The sequence below is a fragment of the Bradyrhizobium sp. 2S1 genome, assembly GCF_011516625.5.
Taxonomy (GTDB): domain Bacteria; phylum Pseudomonadota; class Alphaproteobacteria; order Rhizobiales; family Xanthobacteraceae; genus Bradyrhizobium; species Bradyrhizobium septentrionale.
In genome coordinates, this window is the sequence record NZ_CP147719.1 from 238,795 (window position 1) to 255,506 (window position 16,712).

The following is a 16,712-nucleotide window of genomic DNA, read 5'->3' on the forward strand; positions in this document are numbered from 1 at the left end:
CCTAAACTTGCATAATCACTATACCCCCTCTTCGGGATGCCGGGCGGAACGGGGAACGGGGTAACCGCGAAGCTGATAACCCCTCCGATTGCGTAATTCCGAAACGGAAATCTCGAGCAAGCGGATCGGCCTCTTGGGATGGCCATCATTGCTTGAGGAGGTTTAGCCCGGTGCGCCGAGTTCTTCGCGTCACCGGCCAACAGCGCACGTCCGCGCCGCGTCCATTGTGCCGTACAAATCTTGCCTTTGGCAGCCTCGCTCACGCTCGGCTAAACTGCTCGGCCTGAATTTGGCTGGCCAGTCGCTCAAACGGCCTAGACCGACCAAAACGGCATATTATTTAGCAAAATCAATGGCTTATAATCTGTTTTAAGGCTTGAAATTCTCTTTTTTTGATGTCAATCTAGCAACGACACGTTTGGCGGCACAGCCGCTGTCGCAGGCACACGAACGAGGACGGACTGGCCTTCACCGTTACCCCGGCAGATGCGTCACGGAGGCCGCACAGCGCGCTCCCCAAGTTAGTCGTCTAGACGTGGGAGCAAGCCGGACGAGCTACAAGCGGCCCGGCAAGTCAAGAAAGCCCCGACCTCGTAACGGGGGTGCCAATCAACTAGCCTTGGATCGCGCGGCATTACTGGTCGATACGGTCTGTCGTCTGGCTGGCGCAGAAAATCTGATCAGCGCAGAATCCAATCGGCTGCGACAGGCGATTCTAAATTACGACACGCCGCAGCTGTTCAAGTACTTGCTGGAAGCGTTCTCGCTGCAGGGCATCAGTGATCATGCAGCACGCAGCTACATGGATCATCATGGCTGTCCTGCTTGGCAGGATTTACAACAAGCGACCGCTCGGCCTCCGGCCTGCTCGAAACTGCGAAGCTACTGGAGCTTTCACGGTTGCGGTTATCGGAAGGATAGTCGGACGTGCGCACAGCCATGGATTGCCCCTCACTGCTCACTGCCTCGACACGACCTCCGCAACGGACGTCTGAACCAGACGACATATTCGCTCTTCTTGTTTATCCGCGATGTTGCGGATGGCAACTTGGTCGAGTGGGTAGATCAAACGCTTGACCAAGCGAGTTTGAGCAACACAGCCAAGCACCGCGCTTCCCGCATGCGGAGTGCATTGATCGATCCGCTGCGAAATGTTTTCGGCGTGTCCGACAAGTTGTTGAATATGGCCTTGGCCGATATCTTGATGGCGGCACCGTCGACCAAACCTACCTGGATAGAAGTAGGCTCTGGCATGATCGCCATCGACACGCTGGTGCACAACTTTCTATTACGCACCGGCATTCAACGCGGGCTCGGAGCGAAGCACGGATTTGGGCCTGCCTGCTACGCTGAGGGCGGATGCGCCGAAATCATCAGGCTTATCGCCTCGCGAATTGACGCAAGGCAATTCAATCCCGATTACCCGCGGGTTTTTCCAAGATTCGTCCAACATGCAATCTGGCGGTACAGCGCTCAGCTAGAACTGAACATCTGCAACGGCAACAACATCGATGATCGTACCCGTTGCCGCAACATGGGATGTCCATTGTTTCGTCGTTGCGAGCGCGTGGCTCCGCATGCCTGACGCAAGGATAGCGAGCTGAACCACGTCCAAGACAGACAGGACTACTAACCATCAATCAGACCACCACTTGAGGCCCGTTGCGGGCCTCTTTTGATTCCAGAGGAGAGCCTTGCATGTCCAAAAAGCCAACAAGACCCAAAGCTAAGAAACCTTCGGCCAAGACCATCATCATGTTCGGACTGGATAAAGATCGCAAACCGCACGCGGCACGGTTCATCGGTGAGAACGAGGCGCTGTTGGCAAGAGCCGCGGGGGCGATGGGTCTGCGGCTAGCTGTACCGGTTACCGGAAAGCACCTCGAAATCGCGAACAAACTACCGGCGGGTCGAATTCACGCCACCGGTAATGGGCTGGTGCCGAATATCGATCAACAGACCTATGACCAGATCAATACATTAGTAGGCGGAGAGCCCAGCACAATTTCCGCAGTTCTTCCCAAGACGTGGTCACAGCTAGCGCCCGGTCATCTCGTCATCGCACAGGACACCGTCGATGATGGTTGGTGGCCCGCGATTATCACCAAACGAAGCAATGACATGCTGACGCTGAAGTGGCGCGACTACCCAAGCGCATCTGAATTCGTGCGACCGGTCAGCTCGGTGGCTTTGCTGAATAGCGATTGAAATATTCCGTTCCTACCGATCTCCGCGGCTCAGGTCGCTAACACGGCCGAGCATTTCGTTTGACCAACAAACCATGGGCACGCAAAATGGACGACCAGAAAGGACTTATTCGCTTTCACAATGACGAACTTCGCCGCGACCTAACTCGCGGTGCGGCGTTCATGACACCGGGCGTAGCGGCTCTTGGTCCCGAAGCGGCTGAGCGGATCTTTAATACAATCTCGCTCTACGATGATTTCTGTCACGACAACGACCCTCACGAAGAGCACGACTTCGGATCATTCGTAGTCGAGGGCCACACGATATTCTTTAAGATCGACTATTTTTCGATGGACCTGACTGTGGGATCCCCCGATCCATCAGATCCATCAATCACCAAACGCATCATAACAATTATGCTGGCTGACGAGTATTAGGACGTGTAGTCTCAAATCCAATTCCAGGGCATTACAGCGATCTCTGCCTCCCCTTGAAGGAGTCGTCACGGCGTTGACTGAGGGCAGCTACGGCCAATAGCCGACCTCGACTTCGTTACGTGTCTCGCCAAAGGCCGTTGGCGGAGCGGCCAGTCCGTCGTACAGTTGGCTTTTCGTTTGAATTGCGGGACCATGCGGCAAGTGGACCCAGATCGGATTGAGCGAAGGCTGTCGGCGATAATGGCCGCCGATGTCGCCGGATACTCGCGACTCATGCATATTGACGAAGAGGCTACACATGCCAAGTTGAGCAAGCTTCTCGCAAGTGTTGAGCCCGCTATTGCCGATCACGGCGGGCGCATCGTGAAGAACACCGGTGACGGATTCTTGGCAGAGTTTCCGAGCGCGGTCGAAGCGGTTCGAGCCGCATTGCAATTTCAAACGCGCATCCATGAACTCACGGCCACTGATGCGGAGGATCGGCGCATTGCCTTCCGCGTGGGCGTCAATATCGGCGACGTAATCGTCGAGCCTCACGACATATTCGGAGACGGCGTCAATATCGCGGCGCGTCTTGAAAACATCTCCGAGCCGGGTGGCATCTGCATCTCATCTTCTGTCTACGATCAAGTCCAGGGTAAAATGGGGGTTGAGTTCGTTGACCTGGGCGCGCAGTCCCTGAAGAACATCGCGCGGCCGGTCCGGGCTTACGCGACTGCTAGAGACAGCTCATCCGGTTCGATGAAACCGTCTGAAAGCGTGGACCGGCCATGTTTCTTGCCACCTCGTCTTTCCATAGTTGTACTTCCGTTCACAAATCTAAGCGGTGATCCGCTACAAGATTACTTTGTTGACGGTGTGACTGAGAACTTGACGACCGATTTGTCTCGCATCAGCGGTTCCTTTGTGATCGGCAGAAACACCGCTTTCACTTACAAGGGGCGAGCGCTTAACGCTTGGAGGATCGGCCGCGAGTTGAACATCCGCTATGTTCTCGAAGGCTCTGTACAGCGCAACGAAAGCCGTTTTCGGGTGAACGTGCAGCTGGTCGATGCGGAAACTGGGAAGCATCTATGGGCAGAACGATTTGACAAGCCTGTTGCTGATTTATTCGAAGTGCAGGATGAAATCGTATCAAGGCTCGCCAACGAACTGGAGGCTCAACTCACCGAGCAGGAGGCCCTGCGATCAGAGCGTTCTCCCAATCCGACTTCAATGGACCTTTACTTTCAAGGGAGAGCTTGGCTGAACAACGGATGGGCACCTGACCATCTGTCAAAAGCGCGCAGCAGTTTTGAGCGAGCATTGTCGCTTGATCCTAAGAATACCGATGCTTTGGTTGGCACAGCCATTATCGATTTGGTCGCGGGCGTCAACTACATGAGCGACGACAGGGCCGGGCTACTCGCGAGAGCAGAGGCAGCCTTGATAGAGGCGCTCTGCCTCTCTCCGAACCACGCGGTGGCACACACGGCCTTCGGAGCCCTCCTCATCGGCACGAAACGTGCCGCTCAAGGTATGGCCGAATGCACGAGAGCACTAGAGTTGGATAGCAATTTGGCTGAGGCCCACGCGCAAATTGGCTACGCTAAGTATCTGACGGGCCACGCAACGGAGACCGAAGCTCACTTGAATGATGCATTTCGTCTTTCGCCCCGCGATGTCTTCGCATATCGCTGGCTCATGATTGTTGGCCTCGCGAAGCTCCAGATTGGAGAGAATGTCGAAGCGCTCGGTTTGCTTCGTCGCAGCGTCGAGGCCAATCGAAATTACCCGATGGTATACTTTTTTCTCGCCGCCGCATTGGCGCTGTTTGGGTCTCTGGATGAGGCGAAGTCAGTAGCGAAGTCAGGACTTGCGTTCACCCCGCTGTTTACCATTCGCCGTTTCCGTGAAGGTTCACAGAGTGACCACCTATCCAATCTTACGTTCCGCGAGCGTCTCGCTGAGGGCATGCGCTTGGCTGGCGTCCCGGAGGACTAATAGTGGCTCGCGCTCGGCTCAATGATAATGATTAAGTAAAAAGCAAATCGGCCTTTCTACTGCTACAAATTTAAGAATACGAGTTCTTGAGGATTTTCGCCTCGACTGTCGCCTGAAACGTCGCCTTGAGCAAATTAGGCCCCGCATTCGCGAAGACGCTAATTTTCAGCATCGCTTTTCAACAGGAGAGATGCTGATGAAGTCTTCGCACAGATCCTTGCTTCCATCCGAGCGCAAAATCGTCGACCGGATAACCAAGATACGAAAAACGGCTGACCGCGTATCCAGAAACAAGCGCCGGTTCGCTGAATATCGATACCTTCGAGCCGTTCTTCGAGGCTACCGACATCTCGTCGATAACGAGCTTCTTCCGGCTATGCTGGAAATCGCACCCGCTATCCTAACAGTTCCAGTGCGTGCCAACTGGCATCCGCTGCGCGTTATTATCGAGGCCACAATGTGGAGGGAAATCGATCATCGGACGCGCAGCAGATGGACTCGGGCTTTGCAATACGCCGTCGCAAGAGAGATCGATCCTGATCAGCTTCCGAGATTTATCCGAGCGAATAATGGAATCGCTGGGTGTGCCGAACTGGCGAGTAAAACCCGATCAGGCATTCCGCGATGCGCGCTTCCGTCAGCTTGCGCTCGTTCGTTGTCCAGCTTCGCACCACGCTGTTTTTAGCGAAGAGCCACGGTCTAGCGACTTTACAGTTACTTATGCCATTATCACGCACGCTGCGGGCGACTTGAGGAACGCCCTGCCCTTCTTCAGCAAGCAAAGCTTAGCCAATGCGGGAGAGATGCTGCGCAGCATGGGTTATCAAGTCCGACTTAAGATTGCCGTCATCTAGCCCTGCCCGACTATTTTTTGAGGCCCCTCTTTAAGGGGATGCCGTGTGTGGCGACTCGTCAATCTCGACAGGCTAACTCAATACCTTTTCATCATTATGTTCACAGTCTTCGTCCCTCTAGCACCGCGCAAAACGCACGCCACGCATTAAGCCTATATGTGCTTTATCAAGCTCGGTTGGATTAGGCTATCGTGCCACAGATTGGGCACAGATATACACACGGCCGGGCTTGGCTCTCCCAGTTGCCGGACTCGAGACTCGAATCTGATTGTCTTTGTATGTACACCACTGCGGAGGCTTCGTTTCCTTAGGAATGTCGGTCAGATCGACGCCGGGCGGGTAGCCTTCGGGTCGAGAGTCCCAACATGTTGCGACGTAGCCAAGCCGTGTGGCATCGCACAGCGTCGTGTCCTTCAACTTGTACTTAGGAGTCGAAGTCACGGTGTATGCGTAATCGACGCCTCCCCAGTCAGCGTTCGATTGTGTATCTGCCCAATTGATCTGCGCTGGGTTAACCGCTGGCGGCTGGGCACCAACCCCCTTCTCGCTTCTGTTCGCGTCCGTAATCGAAGGCGGGGCCCCACCCGTAGTGCTAGAAGCATAGGCAGTTACAGAAACCCCAACTATTTCTAGAATGAGTGCCGCGAATAGTGCCCGGAGATAGAAGTCGTGTTTGCTGCCGTCTCCGCCGCCAAGGCCCAAGCGGCCAACAAGAGCGAGCAACGTAACGATTCCCGTAGCAACAAATATTGCAATGCATGTCCACGTAAGAACGTTGATAGCAAGGTGATCCATGGCGCACCTCCGCTTAATATAGAGTACAACGAATATAGAATTCTACCTCAAATGGAATGCCGTTCTTGGAAGAGTTGCTTGATAGCGTGCTGCTCCTTCTCTGATCAGAGCGAGCGGTCCCCAAAACGCGGGATGACTGTTCATTGGATCCGAAGCGTCACGTAGGAAATTGATCATAGCCTGTCTCAGGGACTTCTGCGCGGCCCAGCTTCGGGTTATACTTCAAAATTTCAAAGACCGAAGTCATCAATCGCGTAGCCGCGGCCGACTCCACCGCCGAATGAGTCACTAGCAGTGAGCGGGCACCGGCTTGAAAGAACGCACGTGCCAGACCCGACAATGCTTCAGCGCCTGGTTTGTCTCCTGCGACAGTGGTGCAAGCTGATAACACGACCCAGTCAGCATCGAGCTTGAGTTGCATGACCTCACTCGCAGTAAGCAGCCAATCATCAAGATCCGTCGGTATAGCCGGTATCGAAAGCACAAGGATGCTCGCCAAGCCCCTTCACGTCGCCCGCGACGAGGCCATGGGTCGCGAAATAAATGATGCGATAGTTAGTGAGCTACGCTTGCTTAACCGAGGCTTCGCTGGCCTCACCGGTGTGAATCCTTTGTAATCTCCTCCTCACCCGCCAGTAACTTTGGCCAATACGTTCCGTTGGTATGGCTCCAGCATGTCTCCCCACTGGAAAGAATGCCGTGGACGGACACTACAGTCGTCTTTCCGTTGCCTCTCCTGATCCAAGTCCCCTTCATTGCGCGTCCTTATCACGGCATTCCGCCAAATTTCTTCTTGGTACCCGATGTGCGTCAATTTGACTCTCTCAGCACAGCTCCACAACCGATTGCCACATGCCGTACTTTCACGTCGGCTCGATGGATAAATGAAAACTTATGGTGCGATCAGAGATCTGGAGAACCATGGTGACCCTGCCTCCACAAGAGCGACGGGAGCTGGCGCGGAGCCTTCGAGATAGCGCAGCGCCAGACCCCGGCGCGGATTGCGGGTGAAGGCGAACTCCGATGGCATCTTTCATACGAGTGACGACAGGGGCGCCCCTACACATCCACGCGATTGCCGTAAGCACCCGATGTTCGACAATACGACAGGTCAACAGCGCTTACCGACTCACTGCAATAGGTTGTCGCGGGAAACGTGATTTACCCATGCGTGCTGATCGGCCGTTCGTTACCGTTCAGTCCGTTTACAACTGGAGGGGGAATGCGACTATGGCGACGCTCTCTATTGACAAAGGCCAAGTCTCGACCACCGGCGAGGACGAGACACAAATCCATCATTCCGAACTCGCTGAACTTGTGACAAAGCACCCGGATGAAGTTGCGAAGACGCTGTCATCCGAAGTATCTCCGATAAATGCATCCGATCTTTCCGTAGACGCTGCGGGGCGCGTATGCGTGAAAGATGCCGAGTTTACAAAATGTATGTCCAAGAAAATGGAAACTGTGGTGGCCGACAACGGTATAATTTGTCCCACTAACGCGGTGTTTTGTTAGTCTCCGCTTGAAAGATCGAGGTAGCTCAATGAGTGATCTTTCGATCGCCAGGAGCAGGGCGATTGGCTTAAACCCGCATGTTCTCGGATTAACAATTTTTCCTACCGAAAAGTGTAATTTTAGATGTCTGTATTGCTACGAGACCTTCCCCAATATTCGTATGTCGGACGCCGTCGCGTCCGCGTTGACGAAGTTAATCTTCAATCGAAGAAGTGACCTAGACGCATTGAGTATTCGATGGTTTGGCGGCGAGCCGCTTCTTGAAGCCTCAAGGGTAATCGAACTTAGCACCTTTGCGAAAAAAGTCGCTGTTGAGAATGACATTGATTTCTGGAGCGGCATCACGACGAATGGCTTTCTTCTAACATACCCGCTCTTCGTCAATCTACTTGAAGCTGGTATCTGCCATTTTCAGGTGAGCTTGGATGGAATGAAGACTGAGCACGATGCGACCCGCCGCGGCCATACGGACCGAGGTACATTCGATCGTATCATAAGAAATTTGTTGGATTTCCGACTAGAGAGCTGGCGCCGGTTGTTTGGACAGCGCCCCGCGGGATTTAAGTGGATTCCTGCCGGGTTATGCTGAACGCGGGGCCTTACGATTTTGTCGTTGCGTCGGGAGGGCGTAGCCCGACCAGAGCGACGACAAAATCGTCGGCGACGGTCATGCGGCCATCACCATAGCTTGCGTGCCGAAGTAAGCCTCGTCGGGCGTGCGCCCGTCAAGGCTCGAGTGAGGGCCTCCCTGATTGTAGAAGGCCAGATACTTGGCAATTGACGCTCGCGCCTCGGACACGCTGTCGTAGGCGCGGAGATAAACTTCTTCGTATTTGACCGTGCGCCAGAGCCGCTCGACAAACACGTTGTCGCGCCAGGCGCCCTTGCCGTCCATGCTGATGGCGATCTTCGCGTCCAGCAGCACATCGGTGAACTCGAGGCTGGTGAACTGGCTGCCCTGGTCCGTGTTGAAAATCTCGGGCCTGCCGTGCTTCGCCAACGCCTCCTGGACCGCTTCGACGCAGAAGGCCGCCTCCATTGTGATCGAGACGCGATGGGCCAGGACCCGTCGGCTGAACACATCGACGACCGCCGCGAGATAGACGAAGCCACGCCGCATCGGAATGTAGGTGATGTCCATTGCCCACGCCTGGTCGGGCCGCTCGATCTTCAATCCGCGCAACAGGTACGGGTAGATCTTGTGACCCGGTGCCGGCTTACTCGTGTTCGGGCGACGATAGACCGCCTCGATCCCCATGCGCTTCATCAGCGTCGCGATGTGGCGGCGACCGGCGTATACGCCCTCCCGCCGCAGCAACGATCGCTGCATACGCGCTCCCGCGAAGGGATAATCGAGATGCAGCTCATCGAGCCGACGCATCAAGGCAAGGTCCTCGGCCGAAACTGGCCGAGGTTCATAGTAGACCGTGCTGCGAGCCAGCTTCAGGACCTTCGCCTGGCGCACGATAGAAAGATCATGACCGCGGTCGATCATCGCTTTGCGCTCAGCAGGCCCGCCTTGGTGAGCGCGCCGGACAAAAAATCGTTTTCCAACGCCAGCTCGCCGATCTTGGCATGTAACGCCTTCAAATCGACCGGCGTCTCGGCCGACGCCTTGTCATGCCCAAACACGCCGGCGGCGCCTTCCAGGAGCTGGTTTTTCCAGATCGTGATCTGGTTCGGATGAACATCAAACAGTTGCGCCAGCTCCGCCAGCGTCTTGTCGCCTTTGACCGCAGCCAAAGCAACCTTCGCCTTGAATGCCGGAGAATGCATCCGGCGGCTCTTCTTCGTCATCTTCGCTCCTGATTCGCGGCAAGAATCCTCGCCGCTGTCAGGCAGAAAATCCACTCAAGCTACTGTCCGAATTTGCGGAGCCAGCTCTGCTATCCCCTCGCGCGACTGCCAAGATGATAATTGAGCAACTGCAGGACGTTTTTCCCGAGTTGACTCGAGCCTCGCTTCAGAACACCGGTGCGCAGACGTCGCGAATTCATAGACCAACAAGGCTGGTCAGCTTTGGTTTACCAGTCCCGTTAAGCCTTCACTCGCATTCAGCAGTGATCAAGCTGCACCCGTCACTAGTCTAGAGACTACGTGATCGATAATCATCGCCTCTTCCTTGCGATGGCTTCCAAATCAGCAGCGGCGCTAGAACTCCATGCGTGGCGCTGAGCCCACCGCCGAATTTCATCCGGATCAAACGAATGGCCCGCAGATCGAAGCTTATCAAACGTGCGTTCGGCGTGCTTCTTGTCCGATGGGTGGCCCAAGCCAGTCCCCAGATTGATCATCTCCGTCAGTTGGGCAAGCGCCTCTTCGACGGGCCTGGAGAGGCTGCTCGGGGGAGCTTCCTCGCCCGTGGCACCAACCGTTACGGGGTGCCAGGTTGCTTTCCATTCTTGGGCTTCAGGGTCATTCCAAGGCAGAAATAGGATGGCTTGAGCACCCCATGCGTCATCTAGTTTCGCCATGTCCTTGATCGAGATGTGTGCGCCGATGAGGAGGCCTTGACCAGCGGTGGAGCGAAAGGTCTGCGGGCTATCCAGCAGCATTGTCACACCTTCAACCACGGTCACTGGCTGCCCTTTCACCAAAGCCTTGGCCACGGCCGCACCCAGAAATTCTGCAACGATGGTATGCTCCCAGCCGCCTTTCTTGGGAACCACTAGCGTTACGCGGGCAATCCCGAGATCCTTGACGATTTTCACGATGCCGCGAAAAGCGACCCGGACCTGATCCGGGGCTCTTTCGACGATGTATCTGGGAATGGACGCCACTGGACTAGTCTCCCAAGGAAAGTGAACGCTCTTAAGTGGTCGGCTCAAGGCCGGCATATCGGTTCTTCAGGAAATCCAATGTGGCCCGAAGGATCGGAGTGACCTTCACGACATCCTCGTAGTTCTCTTCTAATAGCTCTTCAGCAAGGTACTGATGGGAGGTCGTATTGCGAGACTCCAGCATATCGATCCAGATCGTCTCTTGATCGATCCACCCGATGCGAAATGCTTCTTTCAGCGTTTCGCGCGGTGTCTTGGGTTGAAGGCCTTCGTATTCAAGCGCGCGCTTCAGGGTCTTCCACATCAGTTCGATCGTGACCTCGAAGCGGTGGATCGTCCCTTCGTAGACAAGCTCGCGATCCCTTGGAATCGTTATCGCACGCTCCAGGTTGGAGACCGCGCTTTCGAGATTGGTCAGACTATCTTTGAGTTTCCGGACGCTCATAAAGCGTGACCCCTTGCGTCAGAACAGAATCCCTCAGGCGCTCAGGCATGGCCTCAAGGAGTGTTACGGACAAACGATAGAGCGTCCGCGAATGCGCAACGCTATCGCGCAATTTCGACCAGTCACTGCGAGAAAGGCCCGGCGCAGAAACAGCAACGTCGAAATCAGAACGCTCTTCATGATCACCGACAGCGCGCGAGCCAAAAAGAACGATCTTTTCAACTTCGCGAACCTCGACCAACACTTGAAGGCTGGCGCGCGCGCTCTCGGGCAAAGCAATCTTGCCATGGTGGGCAGGCAGAACATGCGCCATGTTCGTCTTCCTAGCCTTGGTTCGCGTTGGCGCGCTTCTCTAAATCTTTGCATCGCGCCAATAGGGTTTCGAAGTCCTCGGCGTCGTCGAGCAGAATGCCGTCTTCCGCCATCTTCTTGTAATCGGCAGCCAGCGCTTTCAGCGTTTCGGGGTCGGTCGGCACGAGCTGCAGCTTCCCGGACACCGCCGCCATATAGTCGATCGGATTGCCGGCGCGATCCTTCGCGCGAAAGAACTTCGATTTGAACTCCGCGACATCTTTGGCGAGCTGGCGATCCGCGAACGCCTCATCGGCATACCCGGCATCATCCAGGCGCACGAGGTCGTGCCAGTGGCGCGACACATGCTCATCCTTGAGAGACTGCTGACCGATGACGTGTACCGCCGTGGCCTTTTCCCAGAAGGTACGCTTGGGAAGCATGACCCGAGGCTTCGCGGTCGGAAACGCGACGCCTTCAACATACTCCGCAGCATCACAGACGATTTCTTTGACCTCGGCTGGCTCGCCCGTCGAGCGCGCGCCGAACTCGATCTTCACGATGGGCGGCACGTAGCCGTAGCCGGAGGCGACTGGATCGTAGTCGACGAACAGATCGGTTCCTTCGACGCGTAGCGTTACCTGGGCACCCGTCTTCTCGGCGTGCTTTTGCAGAATGGGGAGCGCGACATCTTTGACCCATGTCGCCAACTTGGCGTCGATGGTTGCCCGCCATTTAGTGGCCTGACTTGTGGTTTGCGGGAGAGGCATCTCGCCCTTCGCCAATTCGGGGATGATCTGGCGAACGTCATACGTCACGTCGATATCTTCCGAGAAGCGCTTGATGACTCCGTAGCCCTTGGACAGAGAGGTGCCGCCTTTGAAGACGAGGTGCACTCCAACCTCGGAGCCAAACAAGCCATCGATGGCCCAAACGACCATCACATCCTTTTCAAGCAAATGACCGCCTCGTCCGGACTCCGTGGCGGCCACTTCCAAAGCGGCAAGACGGTCCTCGGCCGAGAGAGCGAAATAGATTTCATCCATGCTGCATCAGGCTCCGACTGATCGATTGCGATAGCCAGCCGGGAAGCACTCGGCGTCGGGCAACGAGCTCGTTCACTTCGGCTTCAGAGAGTGTTCGCTTCAACTTGGACAGTGCTTCGCTAGCATGTTGCTTGCCTATCCACGCAAGGGCGCGCACGGCCTCCCCCGCGCGACCTGCTCCCGACAAAAGCAGCCAGTTCGGTGCATGCTTCAACTCGACGATTTGTGCGCCGAGCTTGATCCTGCGGTTCGGGCCGGAGGTGTAATAGATAACCTTCGTCGGAACCTGGGTCGTCAGTCCGAGCTTGTTGGCGGCCGCCGCGCCATGGGGCGCAACAGTCTCGGCATTGGCCTCCGCAAGTTGCGCGACTACCTTCGCCGGTGTTGGCGCACGAGTGCCGAAGCGGGATTCGACAGGTCTCACATAGAGGCCGTGTCCAATACGCATCAATTTCTTGCTTCTTCCCAGACGCGAGAGTGCTTGATCGACCGCGGCACGGTTTCCAAGGTGCAGCAATTCCTTGGCGCTAATCACAGCGCCTTCGGGAAGCGTCTTGGCTTCTGCCAGAATGGTCTCCGCAACGGTCATTTCGGTGTTCTCCGTCAGAGAATATAGCACGATTTCTGACAGAATTCAATGAACAGGCTCTTTGTCTATTATTATCAATCGCTTAGAGGGTGATCGTCACCGTCTGGCAACTGCTCGGTGAAGAAGGACGGACTCACAAGGAACCTGCAGCAGGAGGCTGATCAAGGTTCGTGGCGCTAACCAAAGCGGTTCGGTCCATGTCAGCCGATCCCGCAAAGCCGAATGTAGCTTGGTATTTTGCGGATAATACTAAGCACAATCCGATTCACTCAACCGTGAGCTTCGATGGATATCGACGAGCACCGCCAGCATCCGGACATATCCCTTGAGCGGCACGTAAAGAGCCGTGTTGTCGAATTGGGGCGAGCGCTCGCGGGTAAGCAGGCGGTCTATCTCGACATACGGTATTGGATACTTTTAAGGCAGGCTTTGCTCGCTGACGATAGCGCGACGCCCAGTTGGAAGCTGCTGACTTCGCTACAGGATGCGGTGAAGAGCGGAAAGATATTCTGCCCCATTAGCGAAACGGTGTTCTTGGAATTGTTGAAGCAATCCGACCCATCATCGAGATTGCGCACGGCCCGGTTGATTGATGAGCTTAGCCTTGGCGTTTCGCTCCTAAGCCAACCTCACCGCGTCGCCACCGAGCTGGCGCATTTTTTCTACTCGAATCAGAACGGGGCGGACGTCTATCCGCTTCGGCAACTCGTCTGGACAAAACTTCCTTATGTGCTGGGTTTCATACACCCGACCGAAACGGCATTTGATGCTGAAACTCAGCTCGCTATTCAAAAAGCCTTCGTTGACAAAATGTGGGCGATCGAACTTGTTCAGATGATCGGAATGATAGACGAGGCCCCTCTGCCTTTTGATTCCGGCCTGCAAGACATCGCGGACATGCTGAATGCTGGCAACACAGAACATGCAGGTGAGATAAGGAGCTACAAGCAAGCTTGGGTAAACGAGCTAAGCGGCGTTGTGGATCTCTGCGCCGATATGGCGGCAGATATAGTAGCCGAGATTGCCGAGAAGCATGGCCATTCTGCTCCCCAGCGTGAAAGCGACGAGTGGAAGCGTACCCGCCTAATGTGTGCGAACCTACTCTTCCGTGGACTGCAAGCGAAACCGGGGCTACGCCATAAAACTCCCACGCTGTACATCGAGGCCTGCCTTCACGCCACCATCCGCTGGGATAAGCCCCGCCGCCTTTTTGGAAACGATATTTACGATTTCAACCACGCAAGCGCAGCCGTGGCCCATTGCCAAGCGTTCTTTACCGAAGCCCCTTTGAAGGCCCTGCTCGCCTTGAAGCATCACGGCCTGGCGGATGATTTCAACTGCCGGGTCGCATCGGATATCCTTGAAGCGGTCGATATTCTCAGTGATTTAACGCAGTGATTGGGGTGATGCATGACAATTCCTGGCATGAGCGAAGAGGAGCGCAAGCAGAGCGAGGAACGAAGCCGAATTGAGATGGAACGGCTGTCAAGCCATCTCAAGGACTTGATCCTTCAGCTACCGCCCCGTGAATTGCTTGGCTACATCTGGAGCACCACGGCGGTCGCCGGAATGCTGGCCGACGGGGATGCGCGGGCCCACCATCGTGCCGAGCTAAACACGGTGCAATTCGTGTTGGAGTATGTGCACGCAGTCTTGGCGAGTTTCCCACCGGGTGGCGAAGGCGGATTCAAGGAAGAAACGGTCGCAGAGATTTTCGAGGTCGCGGAAAAGATTCGCACCACCACAATGAGCTTCTGCCTCTTTAGAGCCATCGGGGCGGACGGCGGCATGTTCGGCGAGCGGACGGGATTGATGTTGCAATCGGTGCTCTCGAACTGGGTATTGATGCGTGGAAATCGTTACGGCGGGTTAGAGGAGGAATTCTACAGGTTCGTTCTGGAGCCTCACGATCAAATCTTGCGGGAAGCCTACGGCATCGGAGCGAGTGAAGTCGCTGCCGGAATTCAAGCTGCGGTGAACTCGCTCGCCGGGGGACACGCCAATGCGGCTGACCGAATGGAGGCCCTTATGGAGGCCGCGGCCAAAGCCGAAGTGGAACAAGGCCTGACGCAGAAGCAAGTGCTTGAGCAATGGCAGTGCAACCAGCCCGAAAAACTGGAAGCGGCGAAAGACGTTTTCTTGGACATGTTTCAGGGTGGAAACTGCAATCTCAGTAGGCATACCGACCTGCCGGCGGCGTTGCTCGAAGACCTGGCGTTCGAACGCGGCAGCCATCACGACTTTTTCGCCGCGGGCCCGTTGTCGGGTACACCGTTTCGTACGCTGCCGGCGCGCATGAGGCCGCTCGTCAAGCTCAAGGGCGAATTTTTCGCCGCTGACCATGCGTTCTTCCGCGATTCCAGCTACCGCGCTCTGCTCTGGAATCTTTTGCAACGCAGGCCTGACTACCAAAAGGAATTCGAAACGCGGCAGAAGGATATGGGTGAGCTGGCATTCCAGAGTGTGCTGGCAAAGCAACTCGATGGCGCAACGGTATATCGGGAGATTTGGTACCGGCACCCTGACACGGGCCATTGGGTGGAAAATGATCTGCTTGTCCGGATCGATGATGCGTTGTTGCTCGTAGAGGCAAAATCAGGGGCCGCCGCGACCGTCGCGTCACCCGCAACTGACTTTGATCGCCACAGCCGTTCGATTCACGACCTTATCGTGAAGGCCTACGACCAATGCCGCCGCTTTTTGCAGTATCTCGCGTCTGCCGATGAAGTTCCGATCTTTAAGCGCGAATCAGGCCGATACGTAGAGGTCGACCGCATTCGCCTTGCCGATTTTCGCCTCGTGCTTCCCATCGGTTTGACGGTCGAGTCGTTTTCTCCCTACGCATCGCTTGCCAAGCTGTTTCCTGACGGCGGGCCGATCTTCGGACGCCATCCCTTCCTCTCGCTCTCCATTGACGACCTGTTCGTTCTGAGGCGTTTCCTTCCGACTGCGGGCGAGTTGCTGCACTATCTGGAAGTGCGGCAAGCCGTGGCCGGAATTCCAGAAGCAATCTTGTTCGACGAAATGGATCATCTCGGGGCGTACCTGACCAAGAACCGGTTTGATTGGACATTGCGTGCACAACTCAACGAAAACACCCAACTGATCTACTGGGACGGCCAGAGCGAACCCGTCGACAACTATTTTGCGGATGGTGAGTTCGCGGAGAAGCTGCCGCCCATGCAGGACTACCCCGAGGAGGGAAAGCAGCTTCTTGATGCACTCGGCGCAACGAAGGAAAACGGGTGGCTGTCGGTCGCAAGCCACATCCGGAATTTCGGAGAGGAATCGCGCAACAGTTTCTCGGACATGCTAGCGCAGGTGCGCACCAGCCTGTCGCAACAGGTGAGCCGCTATTTTCAGATCGGAGACGATCCGCCGCTTTTCGTGTGGCTGCAACGCACGGGGTATGTGCCGGATATGAATATGCTCCGCGCGAAGGCGCGCGCGGCCGCGATAATGGCGGGCCACTCATGTACGCTCACGGTGCTCGCATACGTCACACCAAGCGGGACATATTCACGCGTCGCTCCGGTTCCCGTCGATATCCCCGCAAAAGGAACGCGGGAATACGACGCTCTTCAAGGCGAGGTCTCGCGGATGAACGCCCGAAAATACTCGATGCCCTCAGAAGCACTTGAAAGGGAACGCGAGATCCCAGGCGCACGCATGCCCGGCGCTAACGATCCCTGCTGGTGTGGAAGCGGTAAGAAATACAAGAACTGTCATCGGGCCTGACGTAGCTATAGCAGTAGCCCAAGCGCGAAGGGCGAATTAAAGGCTCCTGACT

At 55.8% G+C, this 16,712-nt stretch carries 15 protein-coding genes and 1 pseudogene; 9 read left to right on the forward strand and 7 right to left on the reverse strand.

Annotated elements, in window-relative coordinates; all coding sequences use genetic code 11:
* The first annotated feature begins 619 nt into the window (after positions 1-619).
* The 5 genes from HAP54_RS52060 to HAP54_RS52080 all read left to right on the forward strand — a co-directional run bounded on the left by HAP54_RS52060 (position 620) and on the right by HAP54_RS52080 (position 5,461).
* The gene (locus HAP54_RS52060; protein ID WP_224741202.1) at positions 620-1,585 is read left to right on the forward strand and encodes a hypothetical protein; all 966 of its coding nucleotides are present in this window, start codon (positions 620-622) and stop codon (positions 1,583-1,585) included.
* 113 nt (positions 1,586-1,698) lie between these two features.
* Positions 1,699-2,208: a hypothetical protein gene (locus HAP54_RS52065; RefSeq protein WP_166308728.1), complete on the forward strand. Its 510-nt coding sequence runs from the start codon at positions 1,699-1,701 to the stop codon at positions 2,206-2,208.
* 86 nt (positions 2,209-2,294) lie between these two features.
* Complete coding sequence (locus tag HAP54_RS52070) at positions 2,295-2,624, forward strand: DUF3768 domain-containing protein (RefSeq protein WP_166308731.1); 330 nt, start codon at positions 2,295-2,297, stop codon at positions 2,622-2,624.
* Between the two features lie 240 nt (positions 2,625-2,864).
* Positions 2,865-4,607, forward strand: coding sequence for an adenylate/guanylate cyclase domain-containing protein (locus HAP54_RS52075; protein ID WP_248114208.1), 1,743 nt, complete (start codon positions 2,865-2,867; stop codon positions 4,605-4,607).
* Positions 4,608-5,176: 569 nt separating this feature from the next.
* Entirely contained in the window at positions 5,177-5,461 is a 285-nt protein-coding gene (locus HAP54_RS52080; protein WP_166308737.1) for a DUF6119 family protein, read from the forward strand.
* 837 nt (positions 5,462-6,298) lie between these two features.
* Here HAP54_RS52080 and HAP54_RS52085 read toward each other — a convergent pair.
* Positions 6,299-6,864 (reverse strand): annotated as a pseudogene (locus HAP54_RS52085) (CHAT domain-containing protein); the annotation flags it as partial.
* 622 nt (positions 6,865-7,486) lie between these two features.
* On the opposite strand from HAP54_RS52085, the gene HAP54_RS52090 reads away from it, so the two are divergent.
* Together HAP54_RS52090 and HAP54_RS52095 are read left to right on the forward strand one after the other, a co-directional pair.
* The gene (locus HAP54_RS52090; RefSeq protein ID WP_166308740.1) at positions 7,487-7,771 is read left to right on the forward strand and encodes a hypothetical protein; all 285 of its coding nucleotides are present in this window, start codon (positions 7,487-7,489) and stop codon (positions 7,769-7,771) included.
* 28 nt (positions 7,772-7,799) lie between these two features.
* Positions 7,800-8,360 carry a radical SAM protein gene (locus HAP54_RS52095; RefSeq protein WP_166308743.1) on the forward strand — a complete coding sequence of 187 codons (561 nt, stop codon included), beginning with the start codon at positions 7,800-7,802 and terminating at the stop codon, positions 8,358-8,360.
* Positions 8,361-8,438: 78 nt separating this feature from the next.
* On the opposite strand, the gene HAP54_RS52100 is transcribed toward HAP54_RS52095, so the two are convergent.
* The 6 genes from HAP54_RS52100 to HAP54_RS52125 form a co-directional block, all read right to left on the reverse strand.
* Positions 8,439-9,568, reverse strand: a protein-coding gene (locus HAP54_RS52100) for an IS3-like element ISRj2 family transposase (RefSeq protein ID WP_166308986.1) whose coding sequence is annotated in 2 segments (ribosomal slippage) — positions 8,439-9,316 and positions 9,316-9,568 — 1,131 coding nt in all. Because the reading frame shifts where the segments join, the coding sequence is not laid out codon by codon here.
* Between the two features lie 311 nt (positions 9,569-9,879).
* Positions 9,880-10,551: a hypothetical protein gene (locus HAP54_RS52105; protein WP_166308746.1), complete on the reverse strand. Its 672-nt coding sequence runs from the start codon at positions 10,549-10,551 to the stop codon at positions 9,880-9,882.
* A gap of 31 nt (positions 10,552-10,582) precedes the next feature.
* A complete protein-coding gene (locus HAP54_RS52110) occupies positions 10,583-10,996 on the reverse strand; it encodes an HI0074 family nucleotidyltransferase substrate-binding subunit (RefSeq protein ID WP_166308749.1) in 414 nt (137 codons plus the stop codon).
* A complete protein-coding gene (locus tag HAP54_RS52115; RefSeq protein WP_166308752.1) occupies positions 10,971-11,309 on the reverse strand; it encodes a nucleotidyltransferase domain-containing protein in 339 nt (112 codons plus the stop codon). Before HAP54_RS52115 ends, HAP54_RS52110 begins: the two co-directional genes overlap by 26 nt.
* Before the next feature lie 10 nt (positions 11,310-11,319).
* Entirely contained in the window at positions 11,320-12,333 is a 1,014-nt protein-coding gene (locus tag HAP54_RS52120; protein ID WP_166308755.1) for a nucleotidyl transferase AbiEii/AbiGii toxin family protein, read from the reverse strand.
* Positions 12,326-12,922 (reverse strand): DUF6088 family protein, encoded by a 597-nt coding sequence (locus HAP54_RS52125; protein ID WP_166308758.1) that lies wholly within the window; start codon positions 12,920-12,922, stop codon positions 12,326-12,328. The genes HAP54_RS52120 and HAP54_RS52125 overlap by 8 nt, the downstream gene beginning before the upstream one ends.
* A gap of 285 nt (positions 12,923-13,207) precedes the next feature.
* Here HAP54_RS52125 and HAP54_RS52130 point away from each other — a divergent pair, with 285 nt between their 5' ends.
* The gene (locus HAP54_RS52130; RefSeq protein ID WP_166308761.1) at positions 13,208-14,320 is read left to right on the forward strand and encodes a hypothetical protein; all 1,113 of its coding nucleotides are present in this window, start codon (positions 13,208-13,210) and stop codon (positions 14,318-14,320) included.
* A gap of 27 nt (positions 14,321-14,347) precedes the next feature.
* Positions 14,348-16,660, forward strand: coding sequence for a YecA family protein (locus HAP54_RS52135; protein ID WP_248114207.1), 2,313 nt, complete (start codon positions 14,348-14,350; stop codon positions 16,658-16,660).
* Positions 16,661-16,712 lie beyond the last annotated feature (52 nt).